Here is a 16,120-nt window from a genome sequence, read left to right as displayed (position 1 = left end):
GCACGTCCGGTGAACCGACTTTCACCGGACGTGCTCCAGTCACCCCCGCAGCGTGGCGCCGCCATCGACATAGAGATCGGCCATGGTGACATGGCCGGCGCGGTCGGAGAGCAAAAACAGCACGGCGTCGGCGACATCGTCCGGGTTCGCCAGTTTTCCCAAGGGGATCCCGGCCTTGAAGGTTTCCGGCGTGCCGGCGATCACCCGGGCCGCGCCGTGCTCGTCCGCCCACATGCCGGTCTGCATCGGGGTTAGTGTCGAGCCGGGGGCGACGATGTTGCAGCGTATGCCGTGCGGCGCCAGTTCCAGCCCGAGGCAGCGGGTGAACATGGTCGCCGCCGCCTTGGAGGCGGCATAGGCCGCCATGGCGTGGCGCGGAATGCCGGCGGCATTGGACGACACCACCACCATCGCCCCGCGCTGTCGCGGCTGCATCACCCGCGCCACCGCCCGTGCCACCCGGAACACGCCGGTCGCGTTGATATCCAGCACCCGCTCCCACTCGGCGTCGGAAAGGCTCACCACCGGCTCATAGGACAGCACCCCCGCCACATGGGCGAGCAGGTCGATGGGGCCGATCTCCCGCTCGATCCACGCCACCAGCGCGTCCACCGCCTCGGTGGAGCGCACGTCGAGCGAGGCCGGAACGACGGCGGCGCCCAGCTCTTCCGCCAGCGCCTCCGGCCCCACCGCCTCGCGGTCGGTGGCGACGACGCGCACGCCCTCCGCCGCGAGCTGGCGCACAAGCGCCATGCCGATGCCGCCGGCCGCGCCCGTCACCAGCGCGACCTTGCCGTTCAACCCGCTGTCGCGCATGTCGCTGCCTCCCTTTTCTCCGCCGCCACCAACGCCTTCCCCAGCACGGGGGCGATCGCCTGCACCGCCTCCGGCCCGGTGAGATGGGCATGCAGGCTCGGCACCTCGATCACCTCGACCGCCGCCGCATAGGGCGCCCACATGGCGGGCGAGAGGTCACGCCCCGCATGGTCCAGCGCGGCACGGAAATGCAGGACCGGCCCTTCATAGCGGCGGTGGAAATGCCCGCGCACCAGCCGGTTGTTGCCCGCCACCACCCGCACGACGCCGTCCAGCGCCGCGTCCGGCAGCTGCCCGAGCGGGCTGTCGGAGGCGCGCAGGAAGGCGAGCACACTGGCGCGGTTCAGCGCCAGCGCCGGCAGCCGGTCGGGGTCATGGCCGGCGATTGCGAGCAGCGCCTTCAGCGCACCCGCTTCGCCCGGGTCCGGCTCGCCGCGCCAGACATCGCAGGGGTAGGAATCGAGCATCGCCACGATCCCCACCTTCTGGCCGGTATCGGCGAGCCGCACCGCCATCGCCTGGGCGAGGATGCCGCCGACCGACCAGCCGAGCAGATGATAGGGCCCCTCGGGACGGACAGCGCGCAGCCGCGCGACATAGTCCGCCGCCAGCGCCTCCAGACTTTCCGGCGGCGGCACGCCCGGCGCCAGTGCCGGTGCCTGCACGCCATAGACCGTGCGGCGCGGGGCGAGCGCCCGCGCCAGCCGCCCATAGCACCAGGAAATACCGCCGGCGGGATGGATGACGAACAGCGGCGGCAGGTCAGGCGCGCCCTCAACCAGAGCGATGAGCGGCGCGAGGCCGAGATCCTCCGCCGGCGCTTCGGCTTCCAGCAGGCGAGCGAAGCCTTCCACGGTCGGCCGGGCGAACAGCGCGCCGAGGCCGGGATCGCGCCCGAAAGCCTCGCGCACGCGCAGCAGCAGCGCGACGGCACTGAGCGAATCCCCGCCCAGCGCGAAAAAATCATCCTCCGCCATCGCCGGTGCGTCGAGCTGCAGCTGCGCGGCGAACAGCTCTGCCACCTTCCGCTCGGCCGGCGTGACCGGCGCACGGTTGCCGGAACCGGCAAAATCCGGCGCCGGCAGCGCATTGCGGTCGAGCTTGCCATTGGCGTTCACCGGCAGCTCGTCCAGCGCGAGGATCGCCGCCGGCACCATGTGGTCCGGCACGCGGGCGGCAATCCCGGCCTTCAGCGTGGAAAGGTCGGCGCCCGGTTCGGCCACGACATAGGCAATGAGGCGGGTCGCGCCCCGGTCCTCGCGCGCGAGGACGGCGCACTGGCGCACGAGGCCGCTGTCCATCGCCGCCGCCTCGATCTCGCCAAGCTCGATCCGCAGCCCGCGTATCTTCACCTGATGGTCGGAGCGGCCGAGAAACACCACCGCCCCGTCCGGCCGCCACAGAGCGAGATCGCCTGTGGCATAGATCCGCTCGCCCGGCCGGAACGGGTCGGGAAGAAAGCGCTCCGTGGTGAGGTCGTCGCGGCCGAGATAGCCGCGCGCCAGCTGCACGCCGCCGAGGAACAGGTGCCCCGGCACGTCGGGGGGCTGCGGCCGGCCCCGCGCGTCGAGCACATAGAGCCGCGTGTTCCACACCGGGAAGCCGATCGGCACAGGGCGCGAGGTATCATCCGCGCCGGCCGGCCAATAGCTCACATCCACCGCCGCCTCGGTCGGCCCATAGAGATTGTGCAGTTCGGCGCGGAGCGTGCGGTGGAATCGGTCGCGCAGGTCCGCCGGCAATTCCTCGCCGGAGCAGAACACGCGGGCCAGCGCGAGCCCCTGCGCCGCCGGCTCGGCGAGAAAGGCCGCCAGCATCGAGGGCACGAAATGCGCGGTCGTTATCGCCTCCTCGGCAATGATCCGCGCCAGCGCCAGCGGGTCACGGTGGGCGTCGGGCGGGGCGATGACAAGGCAGGCGCCTGATATCAGCGGCAGGAAGAACTCCCACACCGAGACGTCGAAGGTCGCCGGCGTCTTCTGCAAAATGCGGTCGGTGGGGGTGAAGCCGTACTGCGCCCGCATCCAAACCAGCCGGTTGACGATGGCGCGATGCTCGATCACCACGCCCTTCGGCTCGCCGGTGGAACCGGAGGTGTAGATCACATAGGCCGCATCCTCCGGTGCCGGGCCGGCGAGCGGCGTGCCGGCGGGCGCGTCGGGCCAGCTATCGGGCGCCGCCACCTCCGCCTTGCCGGCGAAACGGGGACTGTCCCCGGCCAACGCCAGCACAAGGCGCGGCTGCGCCGAGGCCAGAATTCGGGCGAGCCGCGCATCCGGCTGCGCAAGATCCAGCGGGAGATAGGCGAGCCCCGCCCGCAGCACCGCGACCAGCGCCACCACCAGATCGAAGGAACGCGGCAGCGCCACCGCGACGATGCCGCCCTCGCCCGCCGCCACAAGGCGTTCCGCCAGCGCCCGGCTACGGGCGTCGAGCGTCGCATAGTCCATCGTCTGGCCGGCGAAGCGCAGCGCTGGCGCCTGCGGCGTCGCCCGCATCTGCGCCTCGATCAGCGCCGCCAGCGTCGTGTCCGGCACGGCGTGGTCGGTGGCGTTGAGCGTGAGCAGGTGCCGGTGCGCCTCCTCCGGCGTTGCCGTCGCCACATCGGCAAGGCTCCCGGCCGCGCTTGCCGCCGCGATGAAATGCGCGAGCCGGGCCGTGTGCGCCTCGACGGTTTCAACGGCGTAGAGGTCCGGGTTGGCGTCCACCTCCAGCCGCAGCCCGTCGGTGCCGTGCAGGCGGAAGGTGAAGGTGATGTCCTCCACCGGCCCGGTCGACAGCACCTCCAGCCGGTTGGTCAGCCCGTCAAAGCGCGGCGTCTCGTCGAAGGGCAGCAGATTGATCAGCGGCCCGTGCAGCCGCCTCTGGCCGCCGACCCGCCTGAGATCGCGGCGCAGCTGCTCGGAGCGGTAGCGCCCGTGCCGGCGGGCGCGGGTGAGGCTCTTCGCCACCGCGCCGAGATAGGTGTCGAGATCGCCGTCCCCCGCCACGTCGACGCGCAGCGGCAGCACGTTCATCAGCATCGCCGGCACCCGCGCCGCGGCGCTACCCAGCCGCGCCATGAACGGCACGCCGACGATCACCTCGGGCGTGCCGGTGTGCCGCCCGACATAGGCGGCGGCCAGCGCCGTCACCACGTCCGGCCACGGGATCGCCGTGCGCTCGGCTGTTTCCCGCAGGCGCGCGAAGGCGGCGGCGTCGATTTCCACCGCGCGGCGGTGAAAAGTCGCCGCGCTCGCCGGAATTCCGGGCGCAAGGCTCGCCACGTCGGGGGCGTCGGCGAACAGCGCGCGCCAATAGGCGCCGTCCGTCGCGCGCTTGTCAGAGGCGCGATAGGTCGCGTCTTCGGCGAAGGCGACGCTGATTCCGGGTAATGCCGGCCCCGGCGCGGTGCCGCGCCGGCGGGCATTGTAAAGCTCCGCCACGCGCTGGGTGAGCAGGATCATCCCGTAGCCGTCTATGGCGAGATGGTGGATGCGCTGCTGCCAGATGTGCCGCTCCTGCCCCAGCACGAACAGCCGCTCGGCGGCGAGGGGGTCGCGCGCCGGGTCGATCGGGGTCGCCATGTCGCGGGCGATCGCGGCCTGCGCGGCCGCCAGCGGGTCCGTCTTCCGCGAGAGGTCGATCACCTCCAGCACCGGGCGATGCGCCGGGTCGATCACCTGCATCGGCCCGCCGGGCGTGTCGATCAGGCGCAGCGCCAGCGCGTCGGCCTCCCCCACCGCCTGCGCCAGCGCGACCGCGAAAGCCTCGCGGTCGAGCGGCCCGGTCATGTCGATGGACTGGCCGGTATTGAACAGCGGATTCGAGGGGTCGAGCCGTTGCGCGTACCACAGGCCCGATTGCGCCTCGGTGAGCGGATGCGCCGCGTCCATCGGATCAGCCACGCATGCTTTGGCGCGCCTCGACCAGCGCCCACCAGCTGTCCAGCGTCGGGCTCTCGGCGAATTCGGCGAAGTCGAGCGCCAACCCGCCTTCGCTCCATTTCAGCACCAGATTCATCGCCCGCATGGAATCGAGGCCGAGGTCGATGAGGCTGTCGCCGCCGCCGATCTCCTCGGGGTCCTCATGCAGCATTTTCGCGATGTCGGCCCGCATCGTCGCGCGCGTCACCGGCGCGGCTTGGGTGACGATACGGCGGATGTCTCCGGGCTCGATCGCCATCACAGCGCCTCCAGAATGCGCGCGGTCATCACAGGCACGCCGCATGTGTCGGCGACATAGGAAAGGGCGAGGTCGTGCTTCACGCGGGAGAAATCCGCCAGCGCGTCGGCTACCATGAACGGCTCGATGTCGCGCATGAAGGCATCGGCCGCCGTCAGTGTGCAGCCGATATGGGCGTAGACACCCGTGATGATGAGCTGGTCTCGCCCGCGCGCGCGAAGCAGCGTCTCAAGATTCGAGCGCTGGAAGGCGCTGTAGCGGTGCTTCACCAGCACCTTGTCGCCCGGCTGCGGCGCCAGCGCGGCAAGGATCGGCTGATGCTCGGCCGCGCCGCTCATGCCGGGGCCCCACAAATCTGCCTGCAGCCCCCGGTCGCGCCGGTCCTGGTCGCCCTCCTGCGCGGTGTAGAACACCGGCACGCCCGCCTTGCGCGCGGCCTGCGCCAGCGCGGCGATATTGGCGACGACAGGGGCGAGCGGGGAGGCATCGGGCGCGAAGGGGCGCAGGAAATAGTTCTGCATGTCGTGGACCAGCAGCGCCGCGCGGTCGCGCTCCAGTTTCCACGGCGCGCGAGGCGCCGGGAGATCATTCGCGCCCGGCAGCGCATAGGGGGCAATCGTCGGCAGCCCTTTCGCGCTCATTCAGCCCTCCATTTGCGCGAGAAAACGCCGGCGCAGACTGGCGCGCAGCTCCTTGCGCGACACCTTGCCGACCGCCGTGGTCTCGAAGGCATCGACGAACACGATCTGGTCCGGCACCTTGAAGTCGGCCAGTCCGCGACTGCGCATCCACGCTTTCAGTGCCGCCGCCTTGGGCCTCTCGCCCTGCGCGATGATGAAGGCGCAGGAACGCTCCCCGAGGAAATCGTCGGGCAGCGAGACCACGGCGGCGTCGAACACGCTGGCGTGGCCGAGCAGATGATCCTCGATCTCCTCGGCGGAAATCTTCTCGCCCGCGCGGTTGATATGGTCGCCCGCCCGCCCCTGCACCACGAGGTAGCCCTCGGCCGTGCGCTTCACCACGTCGCCGGTGCGGTAGAAGCCGTCGGGCGTGAAGGCGCGGGCATTGGCGCCGTCATTGGCGTGATAGGCGCGGATCGTGTAGGGCCCGCGCGTCAGCAAATTGCCCGCCTCGCCCTCCGGCACCGGCACGCCCTCATCGTCGAGGATCAGCACCTCGTCATCCGGGCTGATCGGCCGCCCCTGCGTGGTGACGATGACCTCCTCGGGGTCGTCGAGCCTCGTGTAGTTCACCAGCCCCTCGGCCATGCCGAACACCTGCTGCAGCGTACAGCCCAGCACGGGGCGCACCCGGCGGGCGGATTCGGGCAGGAACTTCGCCCCTCCCACCTGCAGCACCTGCAGCGAGGAGAGGTCGTGCGGCGTCGTCGGCGCCGCCTGCAGCCACAGCAGCGCCAACGGCGGCACCAGCCCGGTCATCGTCACGCCCTCGCGGGCGATCAGCGGAAAGGCCGCTTCTGGGCTCGGCGAAGGCGCGAGCACCACGCGCGAACCCGCATAAAGCGCACCGAAAACGCCGGGCGAACTCATGGGAAAATTATGCGCCACCGGCAACGCCGCGAGATAGACGCTCGAAGCGTCGAGCCCGCAGATCTCGGCACTGGCGCGGAACGAATAGATGTAGTCGTCATGGGTGCGCGGGATCAGCTTTGAGAGACCCGTCGAGCCCCCGGAGATCTGCAGGAAGGCCACCTCGGAGGGGTCGGCATCCCCCGGAAGCGTGGCCGCATCGCCGTCGGGCAGCGCGTCGAGCGCGACGAACGGCCCCGCCTCGCCCACCACCACGACATGGGCAAGCTCCGGCACCTCGCCGCGCACCTCTTCCGCCAGCGCGCGGTAGTCGAAGCCGTCATGCCGGTCCGCGACGATGTAGCCGCGCGCCTGCGCCGTGCGGGCGAAGTGGACGATCTCGACGCTGCGATGCGCCGGCAGCGCATAGACCGGGATCAGCCGGGCGCGGAACAGGCCGAACACCACGGAGAGGAATTCGGGAATGTTGGGCAACTGCACCACCACCCGGTCACCCGGGCGCAACCCCAGCGCCAGCAGCCCGCGCGCGAGGCGTTCGGCGCGCGCCTCCAGCTCGGCAAAGCTCCAGCGCCTCTCGCCGCCGACCACGGCGAGGCGGTCCGGCATCGCGGCGGCGCGCGCGCGCAGGAAAGAGGTGAAGGTCTCTCCCCGCCAATAGCCCTCTTCGCGGTAGCGCGCGGCGAATTCGGCCGGCCAGATCTGTTCGAGCGGTCTCACGCCGTCTCCTCCTCCAACGCCCGGCCCTGTTCGTCGATGCCGAGCGCGGTGAGCAGGGCGGCGAACTTGGCCGAGGTCTCCTCGCCCTCCGCCGCCGGGTCGGAACCGGCGACGATGCCGGCGCCGGCATAGAGCCGTGCCTCGCGCCCGGCAAGCTCGGCGCAGCGGATCGCCACGTGCCAGTCGCCATCGCCGGAAGCGTCGCACCAGCCGACGGCGCCGGCATAGAAGCCGCGCTCATAACCCTCCAGTTCGGCGATGGCGCGGGCGGCCGGCAGGCGGGGGGTGCCGCAGACGGCTGGGGTGGGGTGCAGCAGCAGCGCGAGGTCGAGCGCGGAAAGCGAATCGTCGCGCAGCCGCCCGGCAATCGGCGTGCCGAGGTGCCACATGCTGGCGGTCGACGTCAGTTCCGGCTCGCTGGGCGCGGCGAGTTCCGCGCAGTGCGGCGCCAGCTGGTCGAGAATGGCCTCCACCACCTCGCGATGCTCGCGCCGGTCTTTTTCGGAACCGAGCAGCGCCTGCGCCGCCGCGCGGTCGGCCCCGGCGTCGCGGGCCCGGCGCGACGAACCCGCCAGCGGGTGCGAGGTGACGGCCATTCCGCGCTTCGACACCAGCCGTTCCGGCGTCGCCCCCACCAGCGCACGCGGCGCCCCAGGAGACGGCAGAGGCACGCAGAAGGCAACAACGCTCTCATCCCGCGCCAGTGCGCGCAGAAGCGCCGTCGCGTCGAGCGGGCGGTCGGCGGTGATCTTCAGGCTGCGCGAGAGAACGATCTTGCGCAGTCCCTCCCCGCCTTGCGCCATCCGCGCCAGCGCCCCGGCGACAGCGGCCTCGTAGGCGGCCAGCGTCGGCTCCGGCGCCACCTGCCAGCGCGGCGAGCGGAGGGTTCCGGCCCGGCCCGGCGAGGGCGAGGCGGCGGCAAGGTCGACAAGGCCGGGACGACGCGAAAGTGCGGCCGGACGATAGAGATGAGGTGGCGCGTCCGCGCGGAACGGCAGCGCCCCGACCACGAGGTCCGGCCCCTCCCCTTCCGCCAGCAGAAGCCGCACCCGCTCGCCGAGCGATCCGGGCCCCTCGGCAATGCACCCGAGCACGCCCCGCGCCACCAGCGTCTCGTCGGCGCCGGCGAGCACGAAAGCCATGTCGGCCGCCGGCGCGAACGAGGGCGACGCGCCGGCAGCGAACCCGGCGGCCCTCGCCGCCTCGTCCGCCACCGCCATCGCCGCGCCCGCACGCCGACGCATCGCTCCGTGGGAAGCCGTCATGACGGCGGGGCTCCGGCGCTGCGGCTCAGGGCTTGATCAGGGTGACGGTGTCACCATAGGGGTCGACCATCGGCACCGGGCGCGCGCGGGGCGCCTCCGCAGCGGGACCACCCGTCGGCTGGGCGCCCGGGGCAGCGGCGGCACCCGCGGGCGGCGTCGCGGGACGCGGCGGGCGGCCGGCAGACTTCAGCTTGTTCGAGACATAGGCATTGCCCGTCGCGACATCCACCGCCACGGTCTGCGGCATCGAGCCGGTGACGACATTGGCAACCGGCTCCAGGGTCTTGGTGTCGACCAGCGAGGTGAAGCCGGCCTGGCGGTTGGTGACATAGAGCAGGCTGCGCTGTGGGTCGATCGCGAGGCTGAGCGCGCCGGCGCCGGTGGGGATTTCCTTGATGATCTTGCCATCCTTGGCGTCAAGCACCGTGACCTCGCCGGAACCCTGGTTGGCCACGAACACCTGGTCGCCGGAGGCGTCATAGGCGAGGTTGATCGCCCCTTCGCCGCCCGAGGGGAAGCTCGTCACCTTCTTGCTGGCGAGGTCGACAACATGAACCTCGTTGCTCTCCATGGCGGAGAGGAAGAGGCGCTTGCCCTTGGCGTCCAGCGAGATGCCGGTCACGGAGCCCGGCAGATTGTCGATCGTGTCGACGATTTCCTTCTTGGCACCGTCGACAATCCACACCGAGGAGGGCGTGTCGCGCCGGCCGGTCACGGTGACATAGGCGCGGTTGGCCGCCTCATCGACCACGACCTCGCGCACATGCGCCTTCTCGCCCTTGGCGATCTTGGCGACCACCTTGCCGGTGGCGAGGTCGATCACCGCCAGCGAGCCGTCGCGGGTCTGGGTGCCGTAGAGCGTCTTCGTGGTGTTGTTGACGCCGAGGCCGAACACCGGGTCGTCGCCGAGCGCGATGGTCTCCTTGGTCTCCAGCGTTGCCGGGTCAAGCGCGTAGATGAAGGTCTCGGTCGCCCCGCGGCCGCCGGCGGCGGCGACATAGACGCGGTTCATCGGCGCGCTGAAAACCAGTTCGTACAGTCCCGCGCCGGGCTTCACCGATGTCACGAATTCCGGGTCGGCCAGCGCCGCCCCGGCGAGGCCGACCAGCGCGACAGAAGCTAAAGTGACGCGGGCAAGGGCGGCCCGGGCGAGGGCGCGGGATCGCAGGCTGGGCCGGGCAAAGGTCGCGTCGATCGGCATGACGTGTCTCCGTTGAGTGATGTCGGGATATCCGGGACGGTGGTCGCCCCCGGCGGGCGCCCCGTCAGTCGAGGCTGATCCAGTTGGGCCCCTCGACCGGCACGGCGAGGAAGCGCTCATTGACCTGCGCCACCGTGCCCTCGACATCGAGCGCGCCGAAGCGGCGGGGGTGGATCCACTTGGCCAGGATCTCGACGGTGATCAGGTCGAGAGGCGAGTTGAGAAGCTGGTGCGAGAGCCCGTGGACGCGGCGGTCGCGCACCGCCGCGAAGCCGGAGAAGCCCGGCCGCTCCAGCAGCCGCGCCAGCCTCTCGCGCGCCGTCGCGGCGCTGTATTCCGGTCCGATCAGCAGGCCGGCGGTGCCCTCCATGTGGCTGCCGCCGGTAGCGATGTAGACCTGCGGGTCCTGCGCGACCACATATTCGAGGTTGAGCTTGCCGAAGGCGCGCGGGATCACCGCCGCGCCGATATTGGTGCCGCCCACCGCCTCGATGATGTCGCCGACATTGCCGCGACCGGGCGAATTGCAGCAATCCGCCGTCATCGCCGCATGCGGCTCCAGAAACACGCGCGGCCGCTCGGCCTCGGTCAGCCCGGCAAGCTTTTCGCGCACGGCGTCGAGATGGGCGCGGCGGAAGGCAAGAAACTCCTGCGCCTTCGCCGAGCCCCCGGTGGCTGCGCCGAGCAGGGTGAGGCTCGGTTCCAGATTGACCAGCGGATGGGTGAAGAAGTCGATCACCACCACCGGAATGCCGGCCGCCTCGATGCGGGCGCGCTCCTCTGGCGAAGGCTGGGCGCCGAGCGAGAACACGGCGAGATCGGGCTGCGCCGCCACCACCTGCTCCACCGATACGGCACCGGCGGAACTCGCCACCTTGGCGAGAGCGTCGATGGCGGGGAACCTCGCCCGGTAGGCGTCATAGGTGCGCGTGCCGATCCGGTTGATGTCGCGCGGCCACGCGGCCAGCACGCTGACCGGATCGCGATGAATGAGCGCCAGCGCGATGAGGAACCGCCCGTCGTCGATCAGCAGCCGTTTCGCCGGCGCCGCCAGCGTCACCTCGCGCCCGGTGACGTCCTGCAGCACGATCTGCGCCTGCGCCGCCACCGGAACCGCGAGGGCGAAAAAGACAAGCGCCCATGCCGCCAGCCATCCCGCCCGGAGGCGGCACGTGGCGGCAGTGTTGGCGCGGGTGGGGGAAAACATGAGCGGAAAATACCGGCGGGGGACGCTATTGATGAAGCCTAATCCCTCCGGGACACCCGGCATGTCAACTAAACAATTTGTAATTGCTTGTTTTTAATTAGTCTAATTTATATCATCTTTCGTCATCCGGACTGTTTTACTTATCGTAAAGCCTCTTGTCTTGACGCGGCGTCATCACAACGCCGTTGCCAGCAGCCCGTGCTCCTGTGTCGTTGAGGTGACGCAGAAGGCTGGCACTGTTCCTTCCCTTTGGAACCACGAGCCGCGACGGTCCTCGAAAAAGGGGACGTCATTGGCTAAAGGGGTAGTAGGCTCCTGACGGGCGGCAGGAGCCTCGCCGCCAACCGGATTGAGAGCACCCATGCGCGTCGCGATGATCGGTACAGGTTATGTCGGCCTGGTTTCCGGCACCTGCTTTTCCGACTTCGGCCACGACGTCACCTGCGTCGACAAGGACATCTCCAAGATCGAGCGGCTCAGGGCGGGCGTCATGCCGATCTTCGAGCCCGGCCTCGACGATCTGGTCGCGCGCAATGTGGCCGACGGCAGGCTGCGCTTCACCACCGACCTCGCGGCGGCGGTCGCCGACGCGGAGGTGGTGTTCATCGCCGTAGGTACGCCCTCGCGGCGCGGCGATGGCCATGCCGACCTGTCCTATGTCCACGCCGCCGCCCGCGAGATCGCCCGCGCCGCCGAGGGCTTCACTGTCGTCGTCACCAAGTCGACCGTGCCTGTTGGCACCGGCGCCGGCCTTGAACAGATCATGCGGGAGGAAGTGCCGACGGCGGATATCTCCGTCGTCTCCAATCCCGAATTCCTGCGCGAGGGCGCGGCGATCGAGGACTTCAAGCGCCCGGACCGCATCGTGGTCGGCACCGCCGATCCGCGCGCCCGCGAGGTGATGGCGGCGCTCTATCGCCCGCTCTCGCTCAATGCGGCGCCCGTGCTGTTCACCGATCGGGCCAATGCCGAGCTGATCAAATACGCCAGCAACGCCTTTCTCGCGGTCAAGATCACCTTCATCAACGAAATGGCGGATCTCTGCGAGAAGGTCGGCGGCGACGTGCAGGAAGTGGCGCGCGGCATCGGCCTCGACCGCCGCATCGGGCCGAAATTCCTGCATGCCGGCCCCGGCTATGGCGGCTCCTGCTTTCCCAAGGATACCCTCGCTCTGATCCGCACCGCGCAGGAGGCCGGCACGCCACTGCGCCTGGTGGAGACCGTGACGACGCTGAACGAGACCCGCAAGGCCGCGATGGGCCGCCGGGTGCTGGAGGCCATGACGGTGTCCCCACGCGGGGCCACCGTCGCCGTGCTCGGCCTCACCTTCAAGCCCAATACCGACGACATGCGCGACAGCCCCGCCATCAACATCATCCAGTCGCTGGTCGACCGGGGGGTGAAGATCCGCGCCTATGATCCGGTCGGCATGGAGGAGGCGCGCAAGGTTCTCCCCGAGGGTGTCCATTACGCGACCGGCGCCTATGAATGCGCCGAGGGCGCGGATTGCCTGGTCATCGTCACCGAATGGGACGCCTTCCGCGCCCTCGATCTCGACCGGCTGAAGACGCAGCTGCGCAGCCCCATCGTGGTCGATCTGCGCAACATCTATCCGCCGGAAGACCTGGTGCGCCGGGGCTTCGCCTATGTCGGCATCGGCCGGGGCGATCTCTCCATCGGCTGAGGCCCGCCGGCGGAACAGGGCCCCCTCCCCCGCGTTCACCTCTCGATCGGCAACCCGGTAGGGCGACCAACGGCCGCGCTCATTTCCCGCGAGCAACAGCGTCGCGATGGGCATTGGCGTGGGCGTGGGCGTGGGCGTCGGGATGGCAATGAGGGGAGAGACGGGCATGGGCACGGGCGACAGACGGGCGATATGGGGCGCGGCGCTGACCGGCGCGGTGATCGGCGCCTATGCCGGCGCGGCCCTCCGCCCGAGGCGCCAAGGCCCGACCCCTAACGGCCCGACCCCTAACGGCCCGACCCCTCACGACCCGGCCCCTGACGGCGCGCATGCCAGCGCTGCCGCCGCGCGGCTGGAGAGGGCACGCGGGCGCACCGCCACCAATCCAGCGCAGATTCCCCGTCGCGGCTGGCGCGACATCCTCCTGCGCACGGCCAAGAACTTCTTTGCCGATCGGGTGCTCGGGCTCGCCGCCGGCGTCACCTTCTACACGCTCCTCGCCACCTTCCCCGCTCTGGCGGCCATCATCTCGCTCTACGGGCTGTTCCTGGATCCCTCGACCATCCAGGGCCAGCTGGAAGCGGCCTCCTGGGTCCTGCCGTCGGGCGCCATCGAGGTGATGCGCGACCAGATCGCGCGGCTCACGGCGACCGGGACGTCCGGCCTCGGATGGCGGTTCGTGTTCAGCCTGGGGGTGGCGCTCTGGAGCGCCAACGCGGCCACCAAAGCGATGATAGAGGCCCTCAACATCGCCTACCAGGAGGACGAGCGGCGGTCCTTCTTCCACTTTACCCTGGTCACGCTGGGCTTCACCCTCTGCGCGGTGCTGTTCGCGGTCCTCGCGCTGGCGAGCGTGGTGGTGCTGCCGCTGGTGCTGAACGTGCTCGACATTCCCGGCGGCACCGAGCGGATGATCTCGCTTCTGCGATGGCCGGCGCTGGCCGTGGTCGTGGCCTTCCTGATCACCGTCGTCTACCGCTTCGGCCCCTCGCGCGAGCGTCCGAAATGGCGGTGGGTGAGCATGGGCAGCGCCCTTGCCGCGCTGCTGTGGCTGGCGACCTCGGCCGGATTCTCCTGGTATGTGAGCCACTTCGCGTCCTATGAGCAAACCTATGGTTCGCTCGGCGCGGTCATCGGCTTCATGGTGTGGATCTGGCTGTCCATGACGGTGCTTCTGCTCGGCGCGGAGCTGAACGCGGAGATCGAGCACCAGACCGCGCGCGACACCACCACCGGGGCACCGTTGCCGATGGGCCTGCGGGGCGCGCGGGTGGCCGACACGATCGGCGCGGCGCAACCCTGATCGACGGGTCCGCGCGGCTCACAGGACGATCAGGCGATCCGGCAGTTCATTGGCGTCGCCGGGGGTGGGCGGCACATGCCGGGCGAGAATGTGCCCGGCTGCCGCCACGCCCTGCACCAGCCCGTCGCCCAGCCGCCCCTCGCGCGCCTCGGACAGCACGGCGGCGCACACGCCCTCCCAAGCCTCAGGTCCCACCTTGGCGTGGATCGCCTCGTCGGCGACCACTTCCACCAGATGCTCGGCCGGCGCCACCAGGATCAGCACCCCGGTGCGGTCGCTGGTGCGATGCACGCCGAGCGCGAGGAACTGGTCGACAGCGGCGGCCCGGCCGGCTTCCTCGCGGGCAAAGCGGGGCACGGTGCGCGCGCCGAGCGGGGTGAAGATCAGCACCGCGCCGGCCACCATGAAAGCGCAGGCCTGAATCGACAGCAGCATCGGCGTGTCCAGCGCGGTCAGCAAAGCGAGCGGCCAGGGCAGCACCAGCGCCAGCAGCGCCGCCCACATCAGCCCGTAAAAGCCATGGTTCACCAGCGGCCGCGTCAGCACCACGACACGGATCTCGCCTCCCGTCGCCGCTTCCGCCTGCGCGATGGCGGCGGCAACGGCCGCATGCTCCTGTTCGTTCAAGCTCTCGCCCATCACCAGCTTCCCGATGCCCCGCCGCCGCCGGACGAGCCGCCGCCGCCGGAGAATCCGCCGCCACCGCTACCGCCGGACCATCTGCCGCCACCCCGGCGCGACCAGTCCCAGCCGGCCGCGCCGCCCGTGAGCGCACCGGCGCCGCGCCGCCCGCGCATGCGCAGATGGCCGGAACGCGCCTGCCGATAGAACACGAAGCCCCAGAAAGCGATCATCAGCACGATGAAGACGATGTGCCCCCAGTCGTCGCCGCTCATTTCCGGCTCGGCCGCGAGGCGGGCGCGTTCCTTCGCCTCCTCGGGGTCGAGATTGAGCACCTCGATCACCGCCTCGGCGCCCTTCTCGATTCCGCCGGCGAAATCGCCGCCGCGGAAATCCGGGAGAACAGCGGTCTGGATGATGGTGCTCGCCACCGCATCGGGCAGCACGCCTTCCAGCCCGTAGCCGGTCTCGATCCGCACCCGCCGCTCATTGGGCGCGACCAGCAGCAGCACGCCATTGTCCTTGTCGCCCTGCCCCAGCTTCCAGAAGCGGAACAGCCGGTTGGCATAGTCCTCCACCGAGGTGCCCTCCAGCGAAGGCACGGTGGCGACGACGAACTGGTCGGTGGTGCGGGCCTCCTGCGCGGCGAGCCTGGCCTCCAGCGCCGCGCGGGCCTCGGGGGTCAGCACCTGCGCGCCGTCCACCACCCGTCCCGTGAGCGCGGGAAAAGTCATCTCCGCCCGCGCCGGTGCGAGCCCGAAAACAGCAAGGGCGATCAGCCCCGCCAGCATCGCGAGCGCGACAGCGCGGGCACCGCGTCCGGGGAGAATCAACGCCCGCACGGTCAGTTGAACTTCACCTGAGGCGCCTTCATCTGCTCCTCGGCGATGGTGAAGGTCTCCATCGGTTTCATGCTGCGGTAGAGCGTGTTGGCCCAGAGCACGCCGGGGAAGGTACGCAGCTCGGTGTTATAGACGCGCACCGCCTCGATATAATCGCGCCGCGCCACGGCGATGCGGTTCTCCGTGCCTTCGATCTGCGCCTGCAGCGCCAGAAAATTCTGGTTCGCCTTCAGGTCCGGATAGGCCTCGGAAATGGCGATCAGCCGGCCCAGCGCGCCTGAAAGCTGCTGCTGCGCCTGCTGGAACTGCCGGAACTGCTCGGGATCGGTGATGGTGGAGGCATCGACCTTGATCGAGGTCGCCTGCGCCCGCGCTTCCGTCACCTGCGTCAGCACCTCGCTCTCGTGCTGGGCGTAGCCCTTCACGGTCTCGACGAGGTTGGGGATCAGCTCGGCGCGGCGCTGATACTGATTCAGCACGTCGCTCCAGGCGGCCTTCGCCTTTTCCTCATTGGTGGGAATGTTGTTGACCCCGCAGCCGGCGAGGCCGGTGGCGAGGACCACCAGCAGCAGCGGCGCGAGAAGGCGGCGGGAGAGCCCCGACAGGCGGGAGAGGTTCGGCATGACGGGCCCTTTCAGCAGCACGGCCGCACAGGCGGCACGCTGATTATAGAGCGGAGCGGTGCAGAGTTCACCCACTCCCGCAAGGCCGTCGGCCGAGAACCTGCGCGCTCACGTCTTGCCGCTGTCC

General features: G+C 70.2%; 13 protein-coding genes. 2 read left to right on the top strand and 11 right to left on the bottom strand.

Features of this window, described 5'->3' with window-relative positions; all coding sequences use genetic code 11:
• Nucleotides 1-39: 39 nt before the first annotated feature.
• From EV667_RS18310 to EV667_RS18275, 8 genes are all read right to left on the bottom strand, one after another.
• Nucleotides 40-816 carry a 2,3-dihydro-2,3-dihydroxybenzoate dehydrogenase gene (locus EV667_RS18310; protein ID WP_131836765.1) on the bottom strand — a complete coding sequence of 259 codons (777 nt, stop codon included), beginning with the start codon at nucleotides 814-816 and terminating at the stop codon, nucleotides 40-42.
• A complete protein-coding gene (locus EV667_RS18305) occupies nucleotides 798-4,703 on the bottom strand; it encodes an amino acid adenylation domain-containing protein (protein WP_245516247.1) in 3,906 nt (1,301 codons plus the stop codon). Before EV667_RS18305 ends, EV667_RS18310 begins: the two co-directional genes overlap by 19 nt.
• Complete coding sequence (locus tag EV667_RS22955) at nucleotides 4,696-4,980, bottom strand: phosphopantetheine-binding protein (RefSeq protein ID WP_131836764.1); 285 nt, start codon at nucleotides 4,978-4,980, stop codon at nucleotides 4,696-4,698. The genes EV667_RS18305 and EV667_RS22955 overlap by 8 nt, the downstream gene beginning before the upstream one ends.
• Nucleotides 4,980-5,621 carry an isochorismatase family protein gene (locus tag EV667_RS18295; protein ID WP_131836763.1) on the bottom strand — a complete coding sequence of 214 codons (642 nt, stop codon included), beginning with the start codon at nucleotides 5,619-5,621 and terminating at the stop codon, nucleotides 4,980-4,982. The genes EV667_RS22955 and EV667_RS18295 overlap by 1 nt, the downstream gene beginning before the upstream one ends.
• Nucleotides 5,622-7,247 carry a (2,3-dihydroxybenzoyl)adenylate synthase gene (locus EV667_RS18290; RefSeq protein WP_131836762.1) on the bottom strand — a complete coding sequence of 542 codons (1,626 nt, stop codon included), beginning with the start codon at nucleotides 7,245-7,247 and terminating at the stop codon, nucleotides 5,622-5,624.
• Nucleotides 7,244-8,512 carry an isochorismate synthase gene (locus EV667_RS18285; protein WP_245516246.1) on the bottom strand — a complete coding sequence of 423 codons (1,269 nt, stop codon included), beginning with the start codon at nucleotides 8,510-8,512 and terminating at the stop codon, nucleotides 7,244-7,246. Before EV667_RS18285 ends, EV667_RS18290 begins: the two co-directional genes overlap by 4 nt.
• Nucleotides 8,513-8,537: 25 nt before the next feature.
• Complete coding sequence (locus EV667_RS18280) at nucleotides 8,538-9,713, bottom strand: YncE family protein (protein ID WP_131836761.1); 1,176 nt, start codon at nucleotides 9,711-9,713, stop codon at nucleotides 8,538-8,540.
• A 64-nt stretch (nucleotides 9,714-9,777) separates the two neighbouring features.
• Nucleotides 9,778-10,920, bottom strand: a complete 1,143-nt coding sequence (locus EV667_RS18275) for an ABC transporter substrate-binding protein (RefSeq protein ID WP_131836760.1) — start codon at nucleotides 10,918-10,920, stop codon at nucleotides 9,778-9,780.
• A 361-nt stretch (nucleotides 10,921-11,281) separates the two neighbouring features.
• On the opposite strand from EV667_RS18275, the gene EV667_RS18270 reads away from it, so the two are divergent.
• Complete coding sequence (locus tag EV667_RS18270) at nucleotides 11,282-12,604, top strand: UDP-glucose dehydrogenase family protein (RefSeq protein WP_131836759.1); 1,323 nt, start codon at nucleotides 11,282-11,284, stop codon at nucleotides 12,602-12,604.
• 166 nt (nucleotides 12,605-12,770) lie between these two features.
• A complete protein-coding gene (locus EV667_RS18265; RefSeq protein ID WP_131836758.1) occupies nucleotides 12,771-13,907 on the top strand; it encodes a YihY/virulence factor BrkB family protein in 1,137 nt (378 codons plus the stop codon).
• Between the two features lie 18 nt (nucleotides 13,908-13,925).
• On the opposite strand, the gene EV667_RS18260 is transcribed toward EV667_RS18265, so the two are convergent.
• The 3 genes from EV667_RS18260 to EV667_RS18250 are packed head-to-tail and all read right to left on the bottom strand — an operon-like array spanning nucleotide 13,926 to nucleotide 15,993.
• Nucleotides 13,926-14,546, bottom strand: a complete 621-nt coding sequence (locus tag EV667_RS18260) for a TPM domain-containing protein (protein WP_131836757.1) — start codon at nucleotides 14,544-14,546, stop codon at nucleotides 13,926-13,928.
• Nucleotides 14,546-15,319 (bottom strand): TPM domain-containing protein, encoded by a 774-nt coding sequence (locus tag EV667_RS18255; RefSeq protein WP_131836849.1) that lies wholly within the window; start codon nucleotides 15,317-15,319, stop codon nucleotides 14,546-14,548. Before EV667_RS18255 ends, EV667_RS18260 begins: the two co-directional genes overlap by 1 nt.
• A gap of 53 nt (nucleotides 15,320-15,372) precedes the next feature.
• Complete coding sequence (locus EV667_RS18250; RefSeq protein ID WP_131836756.1) at nucleotides 15,373-15,993, bottom strand: LemA family protein; 621 nt, start codon at nucleotides 15,991-15,993, stop codon at nucleotides 15,373-15,375.
• Nucleotides 15,994-16,120: the final 127 nt, after the last annotated feature.

Source organism: Ancylobacter aquaticus (assembly GCF_004339465.1).
Classification (GTDB): Bacteria; Pseudomonadota; Alphaproteobacteria; order Rhizobiales; family Xanthobacteraceae; genus Ancylobacter; species Ancylobacter aquaticus.
Note: the sequence above shows the minus strand (reverse complement) of the source record. Positions and strands in the feature narration are given on the sequence as shown.

Bases quoted from the DNA above. Each gene is read 5' to 3' on its own strand.
- EV667_RS18260 (WP_131836757.1), bottom strand. From the start codon at position 14,546: ATGGGCGAGAGCTTGAACGAACAGGAGCATGCGGCCGTTGCCGCCGCC.
- EV667_RS18280 (WP_131836761.1), bottom strand. From the start codon at position 9,713: ATGCCGATCGACGCGACCTTTGCCCGGCCCAGCCTGCGATCCCGCGCC.
- EV667_RS18275 (WP_131836760.1), bottom strand. From the start codon at position 10,920: ATGTTTTCCCCCACCCGCGCCAACACTGCCGCCACGTGCCGCCTCCGG.
- EV667_RS18250 (WP_131836756.1), bottom strand. From the start codon at position 15,993: ATGCCGAACCTCTCCCGCCTGTCGGGGCTCTCCCGCCGCCTTCTCGCG.
- EV667_RS18295 (WP_131836763.1), bottom strand. From the start codon at position 5,621: ATGAGCGCGAAAGGGCTGCCGACGATTGCCCCCTATGCGCTGCCGGGC.
- EV667_RS22955 (WP_131836764.1), bottom strand. From the start codon at position 4,980: ATGGCGATCGAGCCCGGAGACATCCGCCGTATCGTCACCCAAGCCGCG.
- EV667_RS18270 (WP_131836759.1), top strand. From the start codon at position 11,282: ATGCGCGTCGCGATGATCGGTACAGGTTATGTCGGCCTGGTTTCCGGC.
- EV667_RS18285 (WP_245516246.1), bottom strand. From the start codon at position 8,512: ATGACGGCTTCCCACGGAGCGATGCGTCGGCGTGCGGGCGCGGCGATG.
- EV667_RS18265 (WP_131836758.1), top strand. From the start codon at position 12,771: ATGGGCACGGGCGACAGACGGGCGATATGGGGCGCGGCGCTGACCGGC.
- EV667_RS18310 (WP_131836765.1), bottom strand. From the start codon at position 816: ATGCGCGACAGCGGGTTGAACGGCAAGGTCGCGCTGGTGACGGGCGCG.
- EV667_RS18255 (WP_131836849.1), bottom strand. From the start codon at position 15,319: ATGCTGGCGGGGCTGATCGCCCTTGCTGTTTTCGGGCTCGCACCGGCG.